We start from the raw sequence: 21,184 nt of genomic DNA, 5'->3' as shown, positions 1-21,184 counted from the left end.
TTCTGTCCCATAAATGGGAGTAGTCCTGGCTTGCACCCTTTTTCACTGAATGCCGATCTAGCTTTGCTCGATTAGTTCAATCCATTCATTATACTCGGTCTGCAGCTTCGAATACTCAATCCGCAGTTTGTCATGTTCCTGTTGCAATGCCTCGTGTGCATGCTTCAGGGAGGAATCCTCCTGCTCACGGGAATCGAGAATTTCCCGCAGTTGCTCCAGCTCACCAGAGAGTCGCGCAGCCTCTGCCTCAGACGCTTTCGACTGCCTGTTCAGTTCGTCCAGCTGTTTATTCAGCTCAGTCTCACGCTGATTCAGCCTGCTCTCCTCTTCCTGGGACAGCTCCGCCAGCTCCAGTGCTTCCTGCAGCTGCGCTTCAAGCTGCATGTGCTTGTCCGTAAGCTCCTGCTCACGTACTCCATGCTGCTCCAGCTCATCCTTTAAGCGTGTGAACTGCTCTGTCATCTCGCGGTATTGCTCCTTTTGTTCGTTGCCCAGCTTATAGGCCGCAGTGAGCTGCTCACGCTGCTTGATTAGCTGATCGTCGAGCTGCTGGAGCCGCTGTAACTGCTCCTCTTCCTTATGTTTATAAGCCTTCACAGTCTCGAGCGCCTCTTCTTCCCTGGACAGATGCTTGCGCATGTCTTCCTCCAGCTGATTCAGCTGGCTTCGAAGCTCGTCTTCCTGCTCCATCAGCTCAAGCGCGCGATTTTCAGCTTCATCGCAACGAACGCTCCACTTACTCAAGTCCAGCTCATACTGCTTTCTTAATTCCACAAAGCTGCTTTGCCAGATTTCCTCAGCTTCCTTGCGTGAAATCATATTCACTTCTTCTATTTGCTCGCGTTCCTGTATCCACTGACTGGAAGCCGCCGACAAGCGCCCGCTCCATTCTTCCTCCAGCTCCTTGAGCATATGCGCCTTCTCTTCCTGCCATTGCTGTTCGATCTGCTTCGCCTGCTCGCCGGCCTCATGCCGGAGACGCTCGCGCTCGCTTTCCCAATACAATTCCCGGTCTTGCTGCGCCTTCCACTGCTCTTTTATGACCCTCTGCTGGGCAGCCTCCGCCTCCTGCTTCTGGCTGGACAGCTCAGCCTGCCAGTATTGCTCACGCTCCTGCCGCTGGGCTTCCTGTGCAGCCAGCAATGCCTGTTGTTCCTCTGCTGCCTGCTTAAAGGCTTCTTCAAGATCAGCTTCCCACTGCTGCTCGCGCTCGGCGAAACGTGCTTCCTGCTCTGCCAGCAGCGCTTGCTGCTTCTCAGCAGCCTGTTTCCGCGTGTCTTCAAGCTTCGCCTGCCACTGCTGTTCCAGATCAGCCAGAAGCGTCTTTTGATCGTCAAGCCCGGCTTGACGATCATCTTCCGCCTGCCGGCGAACAGCTTCCATCTCAGCCTGCCAGTACTGCTCGCGCTCAGCCAAAGCAGCCTCCTGCTCCTCGAGCTGAGCCTGACGCTCGGCTGAAGCTTCGGTGCGAATAGCTTCAAGCCTGCTCTGCCACTTCTGCTCCAGCTCTATGCGGCTGGCCTCCTGGCGGTCAAGCATCTCTTGCTTCTCTGTTTCGGCCTGCTCCTGCGCGGATTGAAGCTCGGCTTGCCAATATTGCTCCCATTCGGCCAATGCCGCTTCCTTCTCGCGCTCCAGCTCCTGCTGCTGACCGTTCCATTCCTCACTACGACGGACAAGCTCAGCCTGCCAGTGCTGCTCGCGCTCTTCCAACGCCTTAAGCTGCTGCTGCTCAAGAATCTCCTTCTCTTCGGCCCATTTCTCTTCAACGCGATCAAACTCGGATTTCCAGTATTGCTCGCACTCGGACAACTCGGCCTCTTTAACCTCCTGCAGCCTCTTTCTCTCGGCTGCCCATTCCTGCTCTTGCTTCTCAAGCTCAGCGAGCCGCTGCTGCTCCAGTTCCTCACGCAAAGCCGATTGCGCATCCAGCAAAGCCTGTTCCCGCTGCTCCGCCTCAGTTCGGAAGCGCTCCTGCTCCTCGTTCCAATGCTCCTCGAATTCGGCGAGCATTTGCCCCTGCTCCTGGTTCAGCTTCAGTTTCTCAGCTGCCCACTGTTCCTCGCGGCGCGCAAGCTCATCGACCGTCTCCTGCTTGGCTGCAGCCAATGCCTGCTCATGCTCCTGAAGCCTGGCCTGCCACTGCTCCTCAACTTCCTGGCGCTGGGCAGCGAAGCTCTCGCGCAGCTGTTGCTCCTGCTTTTTGCGCTGTTCCCGCTCCGCCTGCCACTGTTCCTGTTCGGCTAACTGCTGCTGCTTGGCCTGCTCTAGTTCCGATTGCCACTGCTCCTCGCGGCGCGCAAGTTCTGCCTCGGACTCCTGCTTCAGAGCAGACAATTGCTGCTCGTGCTGCTCCTGATCTTCTTGACGCTGCTGTCCGGCCAGCTCCTGCTCATCCTGCCATTGCCCTTCACGGCGCGCAAGCTCATCTGCGGCTGCTTGCTGTACTGCAGCCAATTGCTGCTCATACCGCTCCTGCTCAGTCTTGAGCTGTTGTTCAGCCTGTTCCTGCTCGGCGAGCCACTGCTCCTCAAGATGCGCAAGCTTGGCTTCCGACTCCTGCTTGGCAGCAGACAGCTTCTGTTCGTACGCTTCCTGCTCTGCCTTGCGCAGCTGTTCAGCTTGCTCACGAGCCGACTCCCATTCCGCTTCGCGGCGGGCAAGCTCCGCTGCCAATTCCTGCTTCAATGCTGCCAGACGGCGTTCATGCTGCTCTTGCTCAGCCTTCCTCTGCTGTTCCTGCTGCTCTTGATCGGTCAGCCACTGCTGCTCCAGTTCCTGCAGCTTGAGCTTCTCCTGCTCTGCTTCCAGTTCCAGCTGCTGACGGCGCGCTTCCCATTCCTCTTCACGGCGGGCAAGCTCATCTGCGGCAGCCTGCTTCTCTGTAGACAAACGCTCTTCATGCTGCTCCAGATCAGCCAGCCGGTCATTCTCCAACTGCTCCAGCCTGGCTTGCCATTCGGTCTCCTTCTGCTGGCGCTGGCTGGCAAAGCTGTCCCGCAGCTTCTGTTCTTTCTGCTGCGCTTCCTGCAATGCCGTATCAAGATCTGCCTTTCCGCGTGCTTCCAGCTCCGAGAATGCCGCAGCATGCTCCTGCTCCAGTTGTCCGAGCTTTTCCTCCCAGTGCAGGTCCTTATGCTGCAGCGCAGACTCCCACTTCTCGATCTGCTGCTCGCGCTCGGCCTGCCATTGCTGTTCCCGTTCCTGCAGTCTGGCTGCTTCCTCAGCCGCTTCCAGCTCGAGGAGTTCCTTCAATTCGGCCCATTCCTGCTCACGGCGGGCAAGCTCGGCCTCCAGCCGCTCTTTTTGCTCCGCCATTTGCTGCTCATGCCGCTGCTGAACAGCCAGCCACTCGCGCTCCTTTTCCTGCCTTTCCTCTTCGAAGCCTTCGAGCGCATTCGAATGCTTGCTGCTCCATCTGGCTTCCAGCTCTTCCAACTGCTTGTTATGCTCTGTCTGCAGGCGGTCCAGCTCCGCTCTGCTTCGCGCTTCCTGCCCGGACAGTTCTTCCCGCAGGTCGCTCATGGCCATCTGGACAGCCTCCAGTTCCCGGGTCAGCTGCCTGTTGCGCTCCGTCTCCACTGCAAGCTGCTTATTGTCATCTCTCAGCCGGTTAACCTCATCAGCCATATGTACAGCTGCAAGCACCGCGATCCGCGGCATATCCAGCCGGGAATAGGCGCTTGCAAGTTTGTTCATATTCTCGTCCACCATCGCGGCGACCTGTTTGATATATTCAACGCTTGAATGTCCTACCAGCTTATATTGATGCCCATATATATCAACCGTAACTTTTGTGCGTTCAGCATCCATCACGTTTGTACCTCCCGAAATTACTTTTTGAATCTATATTGCCATTCCATAAGTTGAACAGCTGCCCGGGTCCTTTGATGACAAGACCAGACGTTTTTCAAAAGCCGGCAGGTCCTTGGGCGAACCAGCCTGGCGTAACATTATGCAGTACATTTTTTAGCGATTTAGCAGTTCGTTTAGCATTAGAATTACATTGCAAGCAGCCATAACATTTCGAGTTCATTCTGGCAGTACATTTTCAATTGAGCCATGCAAACGCATGGAGCATGGAACATTCGTATTCTTTAGAAAATAGCCGTAAGCCGATGAAGAAGCGGTCTGGATTCATTTAGCGCTTGCTGCGATTCAACTGGCGGAGAGATGAAGAGTTCTGGAGAAACGAAGCGGTATCTAATTTCATTCATTAATTAAAACCCTGTTTCATGCCTTATATGCTTCATGAATCGTTAGAACCCTTCTTTTTCGCAGCCTATGACGCACCGAGCATGATATGGAGCCGTAAAAATCTTGATAAAAAACCAAAAGCCATATCGAAAAGTTCCAAAGAACTAATTCGATATGGCCCAAGCGGTTTCCTGCCTATTTTCTCAATTCTGCATGAAAAGATTGTTCTAATCTTTCGACGACCTTGGCATGAAGCTCTGTGACTTCTTCGTCCGTCAAAGTACGCTCTGCATGACGGTATACAAGGGACAGCGCTACGCTCTTCTTGTCAGCGCCCAGACGCTCTCCTGTATAAATATCGAACACCTCGACCGACTCCAGCAGCTCGCCTGCCGTCTCTACGATTGCCGCCGTCAGGCTGCCTGTCTCCTGCTTCCGGTCAATGACCACAGCGATGTCCCGGGTGCTTGCAGGGAAGCGGGGCAGCGCGCGGTAGACAATCGAAGTGTCGACCGCTTCATACAATGCTTCCAGGTTAAGCTCGAAAATGTACGTATCCACCAGATCCAGCTCGCGTTGTGTATCCGGGTGAAGCTGCCCGATGTAGCCGATTGTTTCGCTGCCGCGCGGCGTATCCAGCAGTATTGCAGCCGCGCGTCCCGGGTGCATATGCTCCGGTGCTGCCGCTTGCAAATTTACCTTTCCGGACAATCCGAGCAGATCGGTAACAGCTTCCAGAACGCCCTTGATATCATAGAAATCAACAGCTTCGGATTTGACATTCCATTGCGGACGGAGACGGCTGCCAGTCAGCAGCGCAGCAAGCTTCTGGCGCTCATGCGGCTGGCGTGTCAGCTCGGCCTCGTCTGTCAGAAATACACTGCCTACCTCGAAGATGGCGATGTTCTCGGTCTTGCGGTTTCGGTTGTAGGCCGCAATGTCCAGCAGGTTCGGCACGATGCTTGTGCGCAGCACACTGCGGTCTTCGCTCATTGGCATGGACAGTCTGACTGGCACGGCATTGCCGGAGATGGCCGGGAACAAACGTGTACGCTCCGGCGATGTGAAGGAATAGCTAATCACCTCATGAAGGCCGGCATCGGTCAGACGGCTGCGAATCTGGCGGCGGATCGACTGCGAAGCACTCAGCGCTCCCGGTGTAATCGTCCCTTCGATCGGAGTCGTTGGTATATTGTCATAGCCGTACAGACGGGCTACTTCTTCAATAATATCAACATCACGCGCGATGTCTCCACGGCGGCTTGGCGCCTTCACCACATAGCTGTCTTGCTGCGGCTCCTCATAGTCCACATTCAAGCGGCCAAAGATCGTCTTGATCTCAAGTCCGGACAACTCGGTACCGAGGAAATGGTTGATCCGTTCACGGGATACATTAATTTGCACAGACTTGATCACTTCAGAACCGGCAGCTGCAACACCTTCTGCAACATGACCGTCCGCATATTCAGCAATCAGGGAAGCAGCACGGTCCAGCGCTTTCAACACAACAGCCGGATCAACTTCCTTCTCAAAGCGGATGCTTGCCTCGGAGCGAAGCCCGAACTGGCGTGATGTTTTGCGAATTGTGCCTCCGTCAAAATGCGCGGATTCCAACAGAATGTTGACTGTATCGTCGGACACCTCGGAATTCGCACCGCCCATTACGCCGGCCAGGCCGATCGGATTCGTGCCGTCGGTAATCACGAGCATATGCGGCTCCAGCTTGCGAAGCTGACCGTCCAGTGTCTCGAGTGTCTCGCCTTCGCGGGCCAGACGGACATCGATTTTGCCGCCGGCTACCTTGTCCGCATCAAATGCATGAAGCGGCTGACCGTATTCCAGCATGACATAGTTGGTAATATCGACGATATTGCTGATTGGTCTGACACCGGCTGCAATGAGACGATTTTGCATCCATTGCGGCGACGGAGCCAGCTTGATGCCTTTAATATAACGCGCAGTATAGTGGGAGCACTGTTCCGGCGTGCTGATTTGGACAGAGATATGATCCTCTGCCTTTACGGAGGAAGCAGGAATCTGGAATTCCGGCAGCTTGACTGATCCTCCGGTAAGGGCAGCAATCTCATAAGCCACACCCAGCATGCTGAGTGCATCGGAGCGGTTCGGTGTCAGGTCAAGATCGAGAATCTCGTCATCCAGACCAAGCACCTCGGTAATTGGCGTACCCAGCGTCAGTCCTTGAGGCAGAACGAGAATACCCTCCTGCTGTTCCTTCGGAAGCAGCTTGTCATTAATGCCCAGTTCTTTCGCAGAACAAATCATGCCCTGAGATTCTACACCGCGCAGCTTGGCGCGCTTGATTGCCATACCCCCAGGCAGTTTAGCGCCAACTGTCGCAACCGGCACATGCTGTCCGGCATCAACGTTGCGGGCGCCGCAGACGATCTGCAGCTCTTCGCCTGTGCCTACATCTACTTTACATACGTTCAGCTTGTCGGCATCCGGGTGCTTTTCCTTTGATTTCACATAACCGACAACAACACCAGTCACTCCCTGGTTGCGCGCCTCGACACCGTCAACCTCAATGCCGCCGCGGGTCAGCTTCTCCGCCAGCTCCTGGGCGCTGAATCCGGACACATCTACATATTCTTTCAACCATTGATACGATACCTTCATTCTATACCCCTTCTTTCTTCGCTCTTATCGCTGGATTTCCACGGTCACATTCTTGCAAACTGGCTCAAGAAGCGCAGATCGTTCGTGTAGAAATGACGAATATCGTCAATGCCGTATTTCAAAAGCGCAATCCGCTCAACACCCATTCCGAATGCGAATCCGCTAACTTCATTCGGGTCATAGCCGCCCATCTCCAGTACGCGGGGATGAACCATGCCGCAGCCGAGAATTTCGAGCCATCCGCTCTGCTTGCACATCCGGCAGCCATGTCCGCCGCATTGCACGCAAGTCACGTCCACCTCAGCGCTAGGCTCCGTGAACGGGAAGAAGCTCGGGCGCAGGCGGATTTGTGTCTGCTCGCCGAAGATTTGCTGCACGAACTGAAGCAAGGTGCCCTTCAAATCGCTCATGCGAATATTTTTATCAATAACCAGTCCTTCAATCTGGTTGAACTGGAAGGAATGTGTCGCATCATCATCATCGCGGCGGTATACTTTGCCCGGGCAGATGATTTTAACAGGTGACTTGCCGTTCATTGCCTTCATCGTACGAATCTGTACGGGGGACGTCTGCGTGCGCATCAGGATTTCATCCGTAATGTAGAAGGAATCCTGCATATCACGGGCCGGATGGTTCTTCGGCAGGTTCAGCGCCTCAAAGTTGTAATAATCCGTCTCCACCTCAGGACCTTCCGCTACGGTATAGCCCATGCCGATGAAGATATCTTCGATCTCCTGAACAACCTTGTTCAGCGGGTGAACGGCTCCTGCAGATACCTTAGTGCCTGGCAGCGTCACATCAATGGTCTCTGCACGCAGCCTGTTCTCCGTCTCCTGGCGGATGAACTGCTCCTGCTTCTCGCCGATGACCGCTTCAATGGCAGCACGCACCTCATTACCCACCTGTCCGATAATCGGACGCTCTTCATTGCTCAGGCCGCCCATGCCGCGCAAAATCTCCGTCAGCGCACCCTTTTTGCCCAGGTACTTGATCCGCAGGTCATTCAGTACACCCGGATCGGCAACCTGGTTGAGCTCCTCCAGCGCCTCCTGGCGCAATGCTTCCAATCGTTCCTTCATGAAAAGCCCTCCTCATCTGAATATGCAAGCTTAAACCGCTGATACCGTTCAAACGGCAGAACAGCGTTTCGCGAAGAAATATAAGAACCTTTTTGAACGAAATCACATGTAAATTCTTATATTTCAATAAAAAAAGGCCTTTCCTCCCCCGCAAGGGACGGAAAGACCGTGGTACCACCCTAATTCGGATCATCTGCCCGGCACTGGCCAAAGCCTGACAATCCCTCAAATCCGACTAACGGTTCGGCGCCGGGTTATCCTAATGGGGCCCATCTAAAAACTAACAAATGATGGCCGTTCAGCAACCTGCTCAAGAGCGAACTTCGGCAGCCTGATTTCATAAAGACACTTCCAGTCTCCGGTGTCCTCTCCCTGAATGAAAGCACTGCGTACTCTTCTCTTTCATCGCATTTCATTTCTTCATTATATGCAAAGCTTACGGGCGATGCAAGAGGGATCACCTATTTATTGCCCAGGAGCGCCTGGGTATATGGCGAGTCGATCGGCAGCATGATAATCGTCTCCCCTTGAATCGTCGTTACATAGCTCTCCAGCGTCCGGTAGAGCTTGTAGAAGTTTTTGTCCTTGCCGTATGCGGCATTATAAATTCTCGCCGCTTCTTGCTCGCCTTCGGCAACGATCTTCTTCGCATCCGATTCGGACTTGGCGATCAGTTCTCTGGCCTGGCGGTCGGCATTGGATGTGATTTTTCGTGACTCCTCATCACCCTCGGACAAATATCCGGCAGCAATCGACTGGCGGTCGGAGATCATCCGGTTGTAGACGCTTTCCTTGTTCTCCTTCGGCAAATCCGTGCGCTTGATGCGTACGTCGACAATTTCGATGCCGTAATTTTGCCGGTCGGACATCTCGGATACGTCTCTGGTAATATCGTCATTCAGATTGCCGCGCGCAGTATCCTCACTAATGATATTTCCATATTCGACCTCAGAGAGCTTCCTTCTGACGGTATTGTATACCGCATCGCCGATACGTCCTTCCGCAGCTGATACGGTACGGAGCGTCTGCAGGAACTTCTGAGGCTCCTTAATACGCCAGACGGTGTAGTTATCCACGTTGATCGGCTTTTTATCCTTGGTCAAAATCGGGGTCGGGTTGCTCTCATAGATTTGCTGATATTTCGGCAGGCTGGTGACCGTCTGGATAAACGGAATTTTAATCTTGATGCCCGGGTCCTGATGAATGGTCTTCGCTTCCCCGAACTGGAGCACAACCTTGTATTCGCCTTCATTTACGACAAACAGCGAACCGGACAGCAATATAACCAGGATAACAGCGCCGACTATCGTGGAGATCCAGTTTTTACTCATGGCGTGTTCCCCCTCTCCTCTTCATCCGTTTCTGACGGTGCCTGAGGCGGCGCTGCCGGCGGTGGTGTAACCGTCTGTGAAGAATTCGAACGGGATGAGCCAAGCAGCTCATTCAGCGGCAAATATTTCACGGTATCCCCGCCGCCGTCCGTAATAATCACCTTCGCGCTCGGGAGTATCTTCTCCAGCGTCTCCAGAATGAGACGGTCGCTCGTGATGTCCGGATTTTTCACATATTCATTATAGACCGCATTAAACTTGGCAACATCCCCTTGTGCGTTCACGATCCGGGAATGCTTCTCTGCCTCGGCCTGCTCAATCAGCGCCTGCGCTTCCCCTCTTGCCTTTGGAAGCCTGTCATTGACATATTTCTGCGCCTGGTTGATTTTCGTATTTTTCTCCTCGCGGGCATTCGTCACTTCTCTGAATGCCTGCTGCACCGTGCCCTCCGGCGGCTCGATATCCTGGAATTTCAAATCGACAATATGAATGCCTGTGTTGTAATGCTGCTGCAGTTCCTCCAGATTCTTCTTAACTTCACCCTGGATGACTGTCTTCCCCTCTGTGATCGCAAAATCCAGATTGGTTGAACCGATAACAGAGCGGATAGCCGATACGGCAGAATTCCGCAGGAACTGCTCCGGATTTTCAATATTATAGAGGAATTTTTGCAGGTCAGATACCTTCCACTCTACAACTGCGTCCGCTGAGACCAGATTTTCATCTCCTGTAATCATCAGCGATTCTTCCTCAATTCCGACATTCTGCTGACCGTCGGCTTGTCTGTAGCCAATCTGCAGCTGCTGGGTCAGATTAGCCGGTACAATGACAGCATGTTGAATCGGATAAGGCAATTTAAAATGAAGACCGGATTTCTCCTCCGTGTGCGAATACTTGCCGAAGGTCAATATAGCAGCCTGCTCCTGCTCCTCAATCGTGTAGAACGATGTCCACCCCACGAGCAGCAGCAATACAATAATAACGCCGGCAATAATCTTCTGAATGGAGCCCTTCGGCAGCTGGGGCATTCCATTCTGTGGTCCCTGGTTCTCTTTCCCCCCGGAAAAAACCTCCATCTATTCACTTCCCTTCTCTGATGGTACGGAATTATAAAATTTCCTTATATAAGCCGTATGATACATCCATACGCATCAGCCTGCCGAACGTTTCAAAAAATTTAATTTTGTTTAGTATCAAGCCCTTCCAGCATGTTTAAAAGATCATTCATCTGGGTATGGATTTGCATCAGCTTATCCTCGGACACATCAGTCTGATTGAACAGCCGCAGCGGAATGTTCTTGGCCTTCTCCTTAAGCTCTGTCCCTATTGCTGTCAATCCGATCACAACACTGCGCTCATCTTGCTTGTCACGGTTCCGTGTAATCAGCCCCATCGCTTCCAGCTTCTTAAGCAGCGGCGTCAGCGTGCCGGAATCCAGATACAGGCGTGAGCCAAGCTCCTTCATGGGAAGCTCATTTTTCTCCCACAGCACAACCATCGTAATATATTGCGTATAAGTCAAACCGAACTCATCCAGAATCGGCCGGTACAACTTGGTCATTTCCTTTGAACAGGCATAAGCTACGAAGCACAGATGCTGCTCCAGTTTCAGAAAAATATCGTGTTGCTCCATCGTATGTCTTCCCCTTTCTCTAAAGAACCGTCATGATGCAGTTTCTATTATAGATGCTTCACAATCCAATTGCATACAATTAAATTTGGATAACCGGTTGACATCCGAAATTAAATTTTATACAATTCAATTGTAAGCAATATTATTTAAAAATGCAATGTCGCTCTATACCATGATGTTTACTTATATGGATGGCTATTACCCAGCCCAAGGAGGATAATATAATGAGTTTATATGATATTAAAGTAAGTACAATCCGCGGTGCGGAGCAAAACATGAACGATTACAAGGGCCAGGTACTGCTTATTGTAAACACGGCAACCAAATGCGGATTCGCCCCGCAATTCAAAGGGCTGCAGCAGCTCTACACGACTTATAAGGATCAGGGCTTTAACGTGCTGGGCTTTCCGAGCAGCCAATTCATGAACCAGGAGCTGGCTGAAGACGATCAAATCGCCGAGGCTTGCGAAATTAATCACGGTGTCAGCTTTCCGTTGTTCTCCAAAATCGATGTGAACGGGAAAAATGCCCATCCGCTCTACCAGCATTTGACCAGCGAAGCTCCTGGGGCGCTCGGTATCAAGCAGATTAAATGGAATTTCACCAAGTTTCTTGTCGACCGCGACGGACGGGTTGTAAAGCGCTTTGCGCCAACAGATACGCCGGAGAGCATCGAAAGCCATATTAAGGAGCTTCTCTCCCGTTAATTGTTTGCAGCCGGCTCAGGATATTGGCCCTGGTCTGCCCGGACGGGGGTACTTTACCCGCCGCCAGCCTCTTTAGATCAGTAATGTTTACACTTAAAATATTCTACCGTTATACTTTGTGAAAAGGTCGAGCAAGGCATCTTACGCCTGCTTGGCTTTTTTGATTTGTTTATTTTTTATAGCATCAATTACATATTGCGACATTTTTCTCGCCAACCATCATTTATACTGAGCATGTTAACATCTTTTTTACAAAAAGGGGGCCGATTACAACCGAAGCAGACAAGCTTATACCTTTTCTTTAAAGGATTGAACAATTTCGTATCGCAATACTCCTTATCCGTTATCTTCCCAGTAAATCGCAGTTCGAGAAAACTCGCCTAAACTTTACAAAATAGGACGGTCTTTTTTTGAAATCAGGATGCGATCCCCTCTGCTGTCATACTCACAACACTCGCATACAAACCTATGCAATTCAGCTTTTCAATTCAATGTTACCAGAGTTATCAGATGGATTATCGTACGGGTCATCCCCTCTTTCGAGCACAGAATTTTCCCATTGAGAATTTAAGAGAGATACACATTTATTTGCCGGAAATAATATTGTATTCAAAATAATAAATATTATATTTCCCATTTATTTATGTATTTTTGCTCGAATGGCCAGGGGATCTCTGCCTGATTCATTTGAAATATAAAAAACAAGGAGGCAATATTTATGAAGAAAAGAATCATGATCGTTCTCAGTGTATTACTGATGACAAGTCTCGTATTTGCAGCATGCTCCAAGCCGTCAAGCAATCAGCCGGGCAACAACAATAACAAGGGGATCACTACCGAAGGCGAAAGCTCTACACCGGGAGATACAGGCGGGAATGCGACCCAGGAATTGCGGTATAACCTGCACTCAGAGCCTCCTACCCTCCATCCGGGACTTGCAAATGACAATGTATCCGGTGGCGTTCTCAATCAGATTTTTGAAGGTCTGACGACAATCGGCAAGAGCGGCAAGCCTGAGAAGGCGATTGCCGAGCAAATTGATATTTCAGATGATCAGAAGCTGTACACGTTCAAGCTTCGTGATGCGGTATGGAGCAATGGCGATCCGGTCACGGCTCACGATTTCGAATACGCCTGGAAATGGGTACTGGACCCGGCCAATGAAGCCAAATATGCTTATCAGCTTTATTATATTGATGGCGCAGAGCAGGCCAATACAGGCAAAGGCTCAGCCGATTCTGTAGGTGTCAAGGCATTGGACGAGAAAACACTGGAGGTCAAACTGGTCAATCCGACGCCATTCTTCCTCGAACTGACAAGCTTCTATACGTACCTGCCAATTAACAGCAAAATTGCTGAAGCCAATAAAACCTGGGCTGACAATGCGGGCGACCTCTATACGTCCAACGGTCCGTTCAAGCTGGCTGAGTGGGCCCACAATGACAAGGTCATCCTGTTGAAAAATGATTCGTACTGGGACAAAGGTACTGTCAAGCTGGACAAAATTACGATGACCATCGTAAACGATGAAAATACCGTGCTTGGCATGTTCGAGAAAAATGAGCTGGACTGGGCCGGCAGCCCGATCGGCGCCCTGCCGACGGATGCGATTCCGTCGCTGCGCGACTCCGGCAAGCTGCATTCGCAGGCAGCTGCTTCAACTTATTTCTATAAATTCAACACGACAGAGAAGCCATTCAACAATGCCAATATCCGCAAAGCCTTCACCTATGCCATCGACAGACAATCCATCATTGACAACGTTACGCAGGGCGGACAGTTCCCGGCGACTGCTTTCGTACCGCCTTCCATTTTTACTGAAAACAGCAAGGGTTACTTTGGTGACAACGCAATTGACCAAGCCAAGGAATTCCTGCAAAAAGGTCTCGAAGAACTTGGTTATAAGGACGTATCCGAACTTCCGGCCATCACTCTCTCCTACAATACAAGCGAAGGCCACCAGAAAATCGCCCAGGCAATTCAGGACATGTGGACAAAAAATCTCGGCGTAGAAGTCACACTGGAAAATTCCGAGTGGGCGGTCTATATTGAAAAGCTTCACTCTCTGGATTATCAGGTTGGACGCATGGGCTGGATTGCCGACTTCAACGATGCGATCAACTTCCTGGAAATGTTCCGTGACAAAGACGGCGGCAACAACGATACTGGCTGGGAAAATGCGCAGTTCAAGGATCTGCTGGCCAAATCCTCCACTGAAAAGGATGCTGCCAAGCGCGCTCAGCTTCTGCAGCAGGCTGAAGCCATTTTTATGGATGAAATGCCGGTATTGCCAATCTATTTCTACACGAACAATTGGGTTGTGAACGATAAGCTCAAGGATGTCTTTATCGACGGCTTGTCCAATATCTATTTCAAATGGGCTCATTTTGAGTCTTGATCCTCATGGTAAACAAGGCCCCTATCGATAATTGCGGAGGTGTCCGGCCATCATGTTGAAATACATCGGCAAGCGCGTGCTGTATATTCTGCTTTCTCTGTGGCTTATTGTGACAGCGACGTTCTTCCTTATGCGCTTTGCGCCCGGCAATCCGTTCACCTCAGAGAAACGGCTTCCTGCGCAAATTGAAGCAAATTTGAAAGCTCATTACGGACTGGATCAGCCCTGGTACGTGCAGTACGGGGAGTATCTTGTGAAAATTGCCCAGTGGGACTTCGGTCCCTCCTTCAAATACAAGAGCCAGACCGTTAATCAGCTCATTGCCGACGGCTTCCAGGTGTCTGCCATCCTGGGTTTGATGGCGATCTTTATCGCGCTGGCAGTTGGCGTCATTCTCGGGACAATCGCAGCGCTCAGGCATAATAAATGGCAGGACTACGGTGCCATGATTATTGCGGTTGCGGGGATCTCCGTCCCCTCCTTCATTATGGCGACCGTGTTGCAGTACGTATTTGCTCTCCAGCTCGGCATCTTCCCTGTTGCCCGCTGGGAGTCATTCATGCATACGGTGCTGCCGGCGCTGGCGCTCGCTTCAACACCGACAGCGTTCATCGCCAGGCTGACCCGCTCCAGTATGCTGGAGGTGCTGAGCAACGACTATATTAAGACGGCCAAGGCCAAGGGGCTCAGCCAGTCGGCGATTACGGTCCGGCATACCATCCGCAACGCCATGCTGCCCGTCGTCTCCTATATTGGCCCGCTTGCAGCCAGCATTATTACGGGAAGCTTCGTCATTGAGAAAATCTTCGGCATTCCCGGGCTTGGTTCCAGCTTTGTGCTGAGCATCGGCAATCGTGACTATACCGTCATTATGGGCGTCACGGTCTTTTATAGCATTATTTTGCTGCTGTGCGTATTGCTTGTAGATATTCTGTACGTGCTGATTGATCCGCGGATCAAATTAACCGGCAGAAAGGAGAGTGCCTAGATGGAACCGATGCTGCAAGACAAATTTAAGCTGGCCGGCATCAAACATCAGGATGCGGACAACGTATCCCGAAGCGGCCTCTCCTTTTGGCAGGATGTGATGACCCGCTTTTACAAGAACAAGCTGGCTATGATCGGATTGGTGCTGCTGATCGGATTGGTGTTCATGGCCATCTTCGGTCCGCATATGACCGGTCATGATTACCGGACGAACAACCTCAGCCAGAAGAATCTCGCTCCTTCCGCGGAGCATTGGTTCGGCACCGATGATCTCGGCCGGGATGTATTTACCCGCACCTGGGAGGGCGCGCGCATCTCCCTGCTCATCGGCGTATCAGCCGCTCTCATTGATTTGCTAATTGGTGTCATCTGGGGAGGGATTGCCGCCTACCGGGGCGGACGTACCGACGAAGTCATGATGCGGTTTGCCGATGTTTTGTACGGGGTTCCTTATCTGCTGCTGGCGATTTTGTTCATGGTCGTTCTCGGCCAGAGCCTGACGACGATGATTCTGGCAATGACCATTACCGGCTGGATCAATATGGCCCGGATTGTACGCGGCGAGGTGCTGTCTCTCAAGAACAGGGAATATATACTGGCGGCGCGTACGCTGGGTGCGGGCATGAGCCGGATTATGCGCAAGCATCTCATCCCGAACACGATGGGACCGATTCTGGTCACCATGACACTGACGGTTCCGACGGCGATTTTCACCGAGTCATTCTTGAGCTATCTCGGACTCGGACTGTCACCGCCGCTCGCAAGCTGGGGCACGATGGCCTCTGACGGCCTGCCCGCCATCAAGTATTATCCGTGGCGGCTGTTCTTCCCGGCAGCATTTATTTGTTTGACGATCTTTGCCTTCAATGTAATCGGAGACGGTCTGCGTGACGCGCTGGACCCGAAACTACGCAAATAAGGAGTGAGCCGGAATATGGGAGACAAGCTGCTGGAGGTCAAAAATTTACATGTGTCCTTCCGTACTTACGGCGGAGAGGTCAAGGCCGTTCGCGGCATTTCATTTGATGTATTCAAGGGAGAAACGTTGGCGGTCGTAGGCGAATCCGGCTCCGGGAAGAGCGTGGCGGCACAGTCGGTCATGAAGCTGATCCCGATGCCCCCGGGGCAAATCAAGAGCGGGGAAATTCTGCTGGACGGCGTCGATCTGGTCCCAAAGACAAGCAAACAGATGGAGAAGATCCGGGGCAAGGACATCGGCATGATCTTTCAGGACCCGATGACCTCCCTGAACCCGACGATGAAGATTGGCAGGCAAATTACCGAGGTGCTGGCAAAGCATCAAAAGATGCCGCCCGGCGCAGCCAAAGTACGGGCAATCGAACTGCTCAGGCTGGTGGGCATTGCGCTGCCGGAGACCCGGATGAATCTGTACGCCCATGAGTTGTCGGGAGGTATGCGGCAGCGGGCAATGATTGCTATGGCACTCGCCGCCAATCCGCGGCTGTTGATCGCCGATGAGCCGACCACAGCACTCGACGTGACCATTCAAGCGCAAATTCTGGAGTTGCTTAAGGAGCTTCAAGCACAGTTTGGCATGTCGATTATATTCATCACACATGATCTGGGTGTTGTCGCCAATATTGCAGACCGGGTCGCGGTCATGTATGCCGGGCAAATTGTGGAGATTGGAACCGTCGATGAAATCTTCTACGATCCCCGCCACCCTTATACGTGGGGATTGCTGGCCTCGATGCCAAACCTGGAAACGGACAATGCCACAGAGCTCATGGATATTCCAGGAACGCCGCCCGATCTAATGAATCCCCCCGCGGGAGATGCATTCGCGCCGCGCAACCGTTTTGCACTGGAAATTGATTTTGAGCAGGAGCCTCCGATGTTCCAGGTCTCTGACACACACTTTGCCAAGACATGGCTCCTTCATCCGGAGGCGCCAAAGGTAGAAATACCGGAAGCGGTAAGACGGCGGATGCGCAAGCTCGCTGCCAACTATGACAAGCCCCTGCTTGCGGAGGGAGGTCGGCACCATGGATGAGAAGCTGATCGAGGTCGTGAATTTGAAGCAGCATTTTCGCCTGGGCAAGAACAATATCGTGAAAGCGGTAGACGGCATCAGCTTTGATATTTACCGCGGGGAGACGCTGGGGCTGGTAGGTGAATCCGGCTGCGGCAAATCGACGACCGGACGAACTATTATCCGTCTTTATCAAGCGACAGAAGGCCAGGTTCTCTATGAAGGGGAAAATGTTCACGGCCGCAAGAACAGGTCGGCACTCAAGAAGTTCAACCGCAAAATGCAGATGATCTTCCAGGACCCTTATGCCTCGCTGAATCCGCGCATGAAGGTCGGGGACATAATCGCAGAAGGCATTGATATTCATGGTCTGGCGAAGAACCGGGAGGAACGCACAGCCAAGGTTCACGAGCTGTTGAACAAGGTCGGGCTGCACCGGGATTATGCCGGTCGCTATCCGCATGAAGCCTCGGGTGGCCAGCGGCAGCGGATTGGTATTGCCCGCGCGCTTGCCGTAGACCCGGAGTTCATCATTGCGGACGAGCCGATCTCGGCACTGGATGTATCCATTCAGGCCCAGATCGTCAATCTGATGAAAAAGCTGCAGCGGGAGAACAATCTGACCTATTTGTTCATTGCCCACGATCTGTCGATGGTCAAATACATTAGTGACCGGATCGGCGTGATGTATTACGGCAAGCTGGTTGAGCTTGCGCCTGCGGATGAGCTGTACAACAATCCGCTCCATCCGTATACGCGCTCGCTGCTGTCAGCTATTCCGGTTCCGGACCCCGATGCGGAACGTGCGCGCCGGCGCAAGCTGTACGATCCCACTATTCATCAATACACAGTGCTGGAGCAACCGCAAATGCATGAGGTGACGCCGGGACATTTCGTCTATTGCTCGGAAAGGGAGCTTGAGCAGTATAATTCCGGGAGGGCAATTGCGAGAGCGAACGGATAAAAGGAGAATTAGGAGAGGCCTTGCAGCCTCTCCTTTTGCTCATTTAAGGAGAGTAGTGATCAGGTAAGTATGGAGTGCCGGGGTATCTGCCTCCGGTCGCTGTTGTCTTCAGGAAATTTGGATTGAAAGCCGCTATCTGCGGACATTTCCCGAAGACAAGAGGCGAACGCTGCCGCTCCTCCGGCAGATACCCCGGCTCTCTTTTTTACCTGATCTATTCATGAAACTGCGGTAAGGAGCTGCGCCCCCTCCTATTTAGTGATAAGAACAACAGGTGTAACTCGCTCTGTATCTAAGCTCGTTGCATGCACAAAATCAGAGCTGGTTGCCTCTTTTCAATTTTGATCAACAGAATCTAATTACTTTAATTTCTATGTCTTTAAACCAAAAACATAATGAGTCGGTATCTTTCTCATTATGTTTGTATATCTTATAAATATACATTTTGGAGGGGGTAGTATATACTTGGGATATCAAGGGAGAAAGGACGCGATTCTAATGACAACTGCGACGCTCAGTAAATGGGGAAACAGTAGTGCTATACGCATACCAAATCAAATTCTTAAACGTCTTAATCTTGAAGACGGTGCTGAAATTGAGATTATTTTAACCCCTGAAAATGAACTCTTGCTCCGCCCTGTCAAAAACTCTAATGCCAACGAAGAACTAAGAAATCATTTAAAAAGCTTGCTGGCTGAAATAAAACCTGGGTCAACGCATGAAGAAATTGATTTTGGAGTTGAAGGAGACGAAAAGCTTTGATAATTCCTAAACGAGGGGATTTGGTATGGCTTGATTTTGATCCCCAAGCAGGACATGAACAGGCAGGACGAAGACCAGCTGTTGTCCTATCAGAAGCAGAGTTTAATGAATTGACCGGCTTTGCTGTCGTCTGTCCGATTACGAGCCAGTCCAAAGATTATCCGTTTGAAGTAAAATTACCAGAGGGATTAAGCATTTCAGGGGTTGTACTGACCGATCAATTTAAAAGCCTGGCTGTGAGAAAACGAAAAATAAAAGTTGTCGATCATTTGAGTATAGATTCCGAATGTATGAAAGCAGTACTTATGAATACACGGTCGATTTTGGCATAGGGATTAGCAGTCCACTAACCAAGGGATACTTGCATCGTCATCATTCTACATAAAAAAACGGCCGGACAGAAATATCTCTGCCCAGCCGCCCTCACTTTATAAGCGATGAAATAATCTCCAGTAACTATTCCTCGTAAATCTTCGTCAGCAATGCGCCCAGCTCTTGCAGCGCTTGCTCTTCCTGGTCGCCATCTGTCTCCAGAATAACTTCATCGTTCACTGCAATTCCGAGCGTCAGAATGCTGAGGGAGCTCTTGCCGTTTACTTTTTTGCCGTTCTTGCTCAGGCTCACCTTACACGGGAAAGCGGAAGCCGCCTGAACGAAGACTTTGGTCGGACGGGCATGAAAGCCCGATGGATTAAGTACAGTAAAGGTTCCAGTTGTCATTTCTCTCGTCACTCCTTGTTAGCTGTTTAGGTGCTGCTGCACGTATTGTTTAATCTCTTGCTCGCTTCCAAGCTCCAGCACGCTGTCGATCCGCTCCGCCCATTGCTGCTTGGACAAGCTGCGGATTTGCGCTCTGGCCGGCAAAATGGAGACTGCGCTCATGCTGAACTCATGCAGCCCCATGCCGAGCAGCAGCGGAATCGCCGACTCGTCACCCGCCATTTCGCCGCACATGCCGACCCACTTGCCTTCCTTGTTTGCAGCGGAGATGACCATGCGGATCAGACGAAGCACGGATGGATGGCAGGTCTGATACAGGTAGGAAACGGTCTCGTTCATGCGGTCAGCAGCCATTGTATATTGAATCAGGTCGTTCGTACCGATGCTGAAGAAGTCGACCTCTTTGGCAAACTGGTCAGCCGCCAGCGCAGCAGCCGGAATTTCAATCATGATCCCCACTTCAATCTGGTCAGCAACCTCGATGCCCTCGGCAATCAGCTTGTCGCGTTCTTCCTGAAGCAGCCTCTTGCACTCGAGAAGCTCTTCACGAAGCGCAATCATCGGGAACATGATCTTCAGATTGCCATAACGGCTTGCCCGCAAAAGTGCACGAAGCTGTGTGCGGAACAAGTCCTGCTCCTGGAGGCAAAGCCTTACAGCACGAAGTCCAAGGAACGGATTGCTCTCCTTCGGCAGCTTCATATATGGAAGCTCCTTGTCGCCGCCGATATCCAGTGTGCGGATGACTACAGGCTTGCCTGCCATTTTCTCAAGAACATACTTGTAGACGTTGAACTGCTCTTCCTCTGTCGGCAGCGTACTGCGCCCCATATACAGAAATTCAGTACGGAAAAGCCCGATGCCCTCTGCGCCGTTATCCAGCGCCTTCTGAACATCCTCCACACTTCCAATATTAGCCGCAAGCTCCACATGTGCGCCGTCTAAGGATACGGACGGTTCGGATTTCAATCCGGCCAGCTCAGCGCGGCGCTGCTCGTATTGCTGTTGAATCTGACGGTACTGTTCCAGTTCCTCTTCACTTGGAGAAACGATAATCTTGCCTTCCACGGCGTCCAGAATGACCATTGTGCCGGTCTCAATATCCATTAGGGATGACCCGGCTCCAACGATCGCCGGAATGCCCAGCGAGCGGGCCATAATGGCGGAATGCGAGGTCCGGCTTCCAATTTCGGTGGCGAAGCCGCGCACAATGTTTGCATCCAGCAAAGCAGTATCCGATGGCGCAAGGTCTTCGGCAATAATGACCGACTCCTCCGTCACGCCGGAGACTGTCGTATAGGTAGCGCCATGAAGCGCCGCAATGACACGACCGGATACGTCGCGGATATCTGCCGCACGCTCACGAAGCAGCTCGTTATCCATGGCGAGCAATGCCTCTATGAAGGTCGCAGCCACGCTGTACAGCGCAAAATCCGCATTGACATTGTCCTGTTCAATTTGCTCGATAGCCGCGTCGATCAGGTCAGGGTCTTCAAGCAGCAGCAGATGGGCTTCGAAAATTTCAGCTTTCTCCTCGCCCAGTCTTTGGCGTGTCAGTTCATGAATTTGCTCCAGCTCTGCTCTCGCCTTGGCTAGCGCCTGTTTGAACCGTTCAACCTCTGCCGCCGCATCTGCGACCTGTTTTTGCACCGGCTTGATTTCCTCACGCTGCAAGCGGTATGCCTTGGCAATCGCATAGCCGGGAGATGCTGCAATACCGCCAATTGCTGCAGTTCTTGCTGTGTTCTCTCTCATTGGCTCCGTAACTCCCTTCAT

The 21,184-nt window shown here is 51.9% G+C and carries 16 protein-coding genes; 8 read left to right on the top strand and 8 right to left on the bottom strand.

What is annotated here, in order from left to right:
• Positions 1-57: 57 nt before the first annotated feature.
• From zapA to H583_RS0120465, 6 genes are all read right to left on the bottom strand, one after another.
• Positions 58-3,813, bottom strand: a complete 3,756-nt coding sequence (gene zapA, locus H583_RS33655) for a cell division protein ZapA (protein ID WP_036710418.1) — start codon at positions 3,811-3,813, stop codon at positions 58-60.
• A gap of 579 nt (positions 3,814-4,392) precedes the next feature.
• Positions 4,393-6,834 (bottom strand): phenylalanine--tRNA ligase subunit beta, encoded by a 2,442-nt coding sequence (pheT, locus tag H583_RS0120485; protein WP_028562112.1) that lies wholly within the window; start codon positions 6,832-6,834, stop codon positions 4,393-4,395.
• 44 nt (positions 6,835-6,878) lie between these two features.
• The gene (gene pheS, locus H583_RS0120480) at positions 6,879-7,913 is read right to left on the bottom strand and encodes a phenylalanine--tRNA ligase subunit alpha (RefSeq protein ID WP_028562111.1); all 1,035 of its coding nucleotides are present in this window, start codon (positions 7,911-7,913) and stop codon (positions 6,879-6,881) included.
• 461 nt (positions 7,914-8,374) lie between these two features.
• Positions 8,375-9,244: a protease modulator HflC gene (gene hflC, locus H583_RS0120475; RefSeq protein ID WP_028562110.1), complete on the bottom strand. Its 870-nt coding sequence runs from the start codon at positions 9,242-9,244 to the stop codon at positions 8,375-8,377.
• On the bottom strand, positions 9,241-10,320 hold the full coding sequence (gene hflK / locus H583_RS33650) for an FtsH protease activity modulator HflK (protein WP_081667413.1): 1,080 nt from the start codon (positions 10,318-10,320) through the stop codon (positions 9,241-9,243). The genes hflC and hflK overlap by 4 nt, the downstream gene beginning before the upstream one ends.
• Positions 10,321-10,421: 101 nt before the next feature.
• Positions 10,422-10,877 carry a MarR family winged helix-turn-helix transcriptional regulator gene (locus H583_RS0120465; RefSeq protein ID WP_028562109.1) on the bottom strand — a complete coding sequence of 152 codons (456 nt, stop codon included), beginning with the start codon at positions 10,875-10,877 and terminating at the stop codon, positions 10,422-10,424.
• Positions 10,878-11,101: 224 nt separating this feature from the next.
• On the opposite strand from H583_RS0120465, the gene H583_RS0120460 reads away from it, so the two are divergent.
• The 8 genes from H583_RS0120460 (at position 11,102) to H583_RS0120425 (ending at position 19,020) form a co-directional block, all read left to right on the top strand.
• A complete protein-coding gene (locus tag H583_RS0120460; protein WP_028562108.1) occupies positions 11,102-11,584 on the top strand; it encodes a glutathione peroxidase in 483 nt (160 codons plus the stop codon).
• 718 nt (positions 11,585-12,302) lie between these two features.
• On the top strand, positions 12,303-13,982 hold the full coding sequence (locus H583_RS0120455; protein ID WP_028562107.1) for a peptide ABC transporter substrate-binding protein: 1,680 nt from the start codon (positions 12,303-12,305) through the stop codon (positions 13,980-13,982).
• A gap of 52 nt (positions 13,983-14,034) precedes the next feature.
• A complete protein-coding gene (locus tag H583_RS0120450; RefSeq protein ID WP_028562106.1) occupies positions 14,035-14,970 on the top strand; it encodes an ABC transporter permease in 936 nt (311 codons plus the stop codon).
• Entirely contained in the window at positions 14,971-15,888 is a 918-nt protein-coding gene (locus tag H583_RS0120445; RefSeq protein WP_028562105.1) for an ABC transporter permease, read from the top strand.
• A gap of 15 nt (positions 15,889-15,903) precedes the next feature.
• Entirely contained in the window at positions 15,904-16,983 is a 1,080-nt protein-coding gene (locus tag H583_RS0120440) for an ABC transporter ATP-binding protein (protein ID WP_028562104.1), read from the top strand.
• Positions 16,976-17,926, top strand: a complete 951-nt coding sequence (locus H583_RS0120435; RefSeq protein ID WP_028562103.1) for an ABC transporter ATP-binding protein — start codon at positions 16,976-16,978, stop codon at positions 17,924-17,926. Before H583_RS0120440 ends, H583_RS0120435 begins: the two co-directional genes overlap by 8 nt.
• Before the next feature lie 498 nt (positions 17,927-18,424).
• Positions 18,425-18,688 carry an AbrB/MazE/SpoVT family DNA-binding domain-containing protein gene (locus H583_RS0120430; protein ID WP_036710606.1) on the top strand — a complete coding sequence of 88 codons (264 nt, stop codon included), beginning with the start codon at positions 18,425-18,427 and terminating at the stop codon, positions 18,686-18,688.
• Positions 18,685-19,020, top strand: a complete 336-nt coding sequence (locus H583_RS0120425) for a type II toxin-antitoxin system PemK/MazF family toxin (RefSeq protein ID WP_028562101.1) — start codon at positions 18,685-18,687, stop codon at positions 19,018-19,020. Before H583_RS0120430 ends, H583_RS0120425 begins: the two co-directional genes overlap by 4 nt.
• Before the next feature lie 124 nt (positions 19,021-19,144).
• Here H583_RS0120425 and H583_RS0120420 read toward each other — a convergent pair whose 3' ends face one another.
• On the bottom strand, positions 19,145-19,408 hold the full coding sequence (locus H583_RS0120420; protein WP_028562100.1) for an HPr family phosphocarrier protein: 264 nt from the start codon (positions 19,406-19,408) through the stop codon (positions 19,145-19,147).
• 18 nt (positions 19,409-19,426) lie between these two features.
• Complete coding sequence (gene ptsP, locus H583_RS0120415) at positions 19,427-21,184, bottom strand: phosphoenolpyruvate--protein phosphotransferase (protein WP_245585959.1); 1,758 nt, start codon at positions 21,182-21,184, stop codon at positions 19,427-19,429.

This window comes from Paenibacillus pinihumi DSM 23905 = JCM 16419, from assembly GCF_000422505.1.
Taxonomy (GTDB): Bacteria; Bacillota; Bacilli; order Paenibacillales; family Paenibacillaceae; genus Paenibacillus_D; species Paenibacillus_D pinihumi.
Note: the sequence above shows the minus strand (reverse complement) of the source record. Positions and strands in the feature narration are given on the sequence as shown.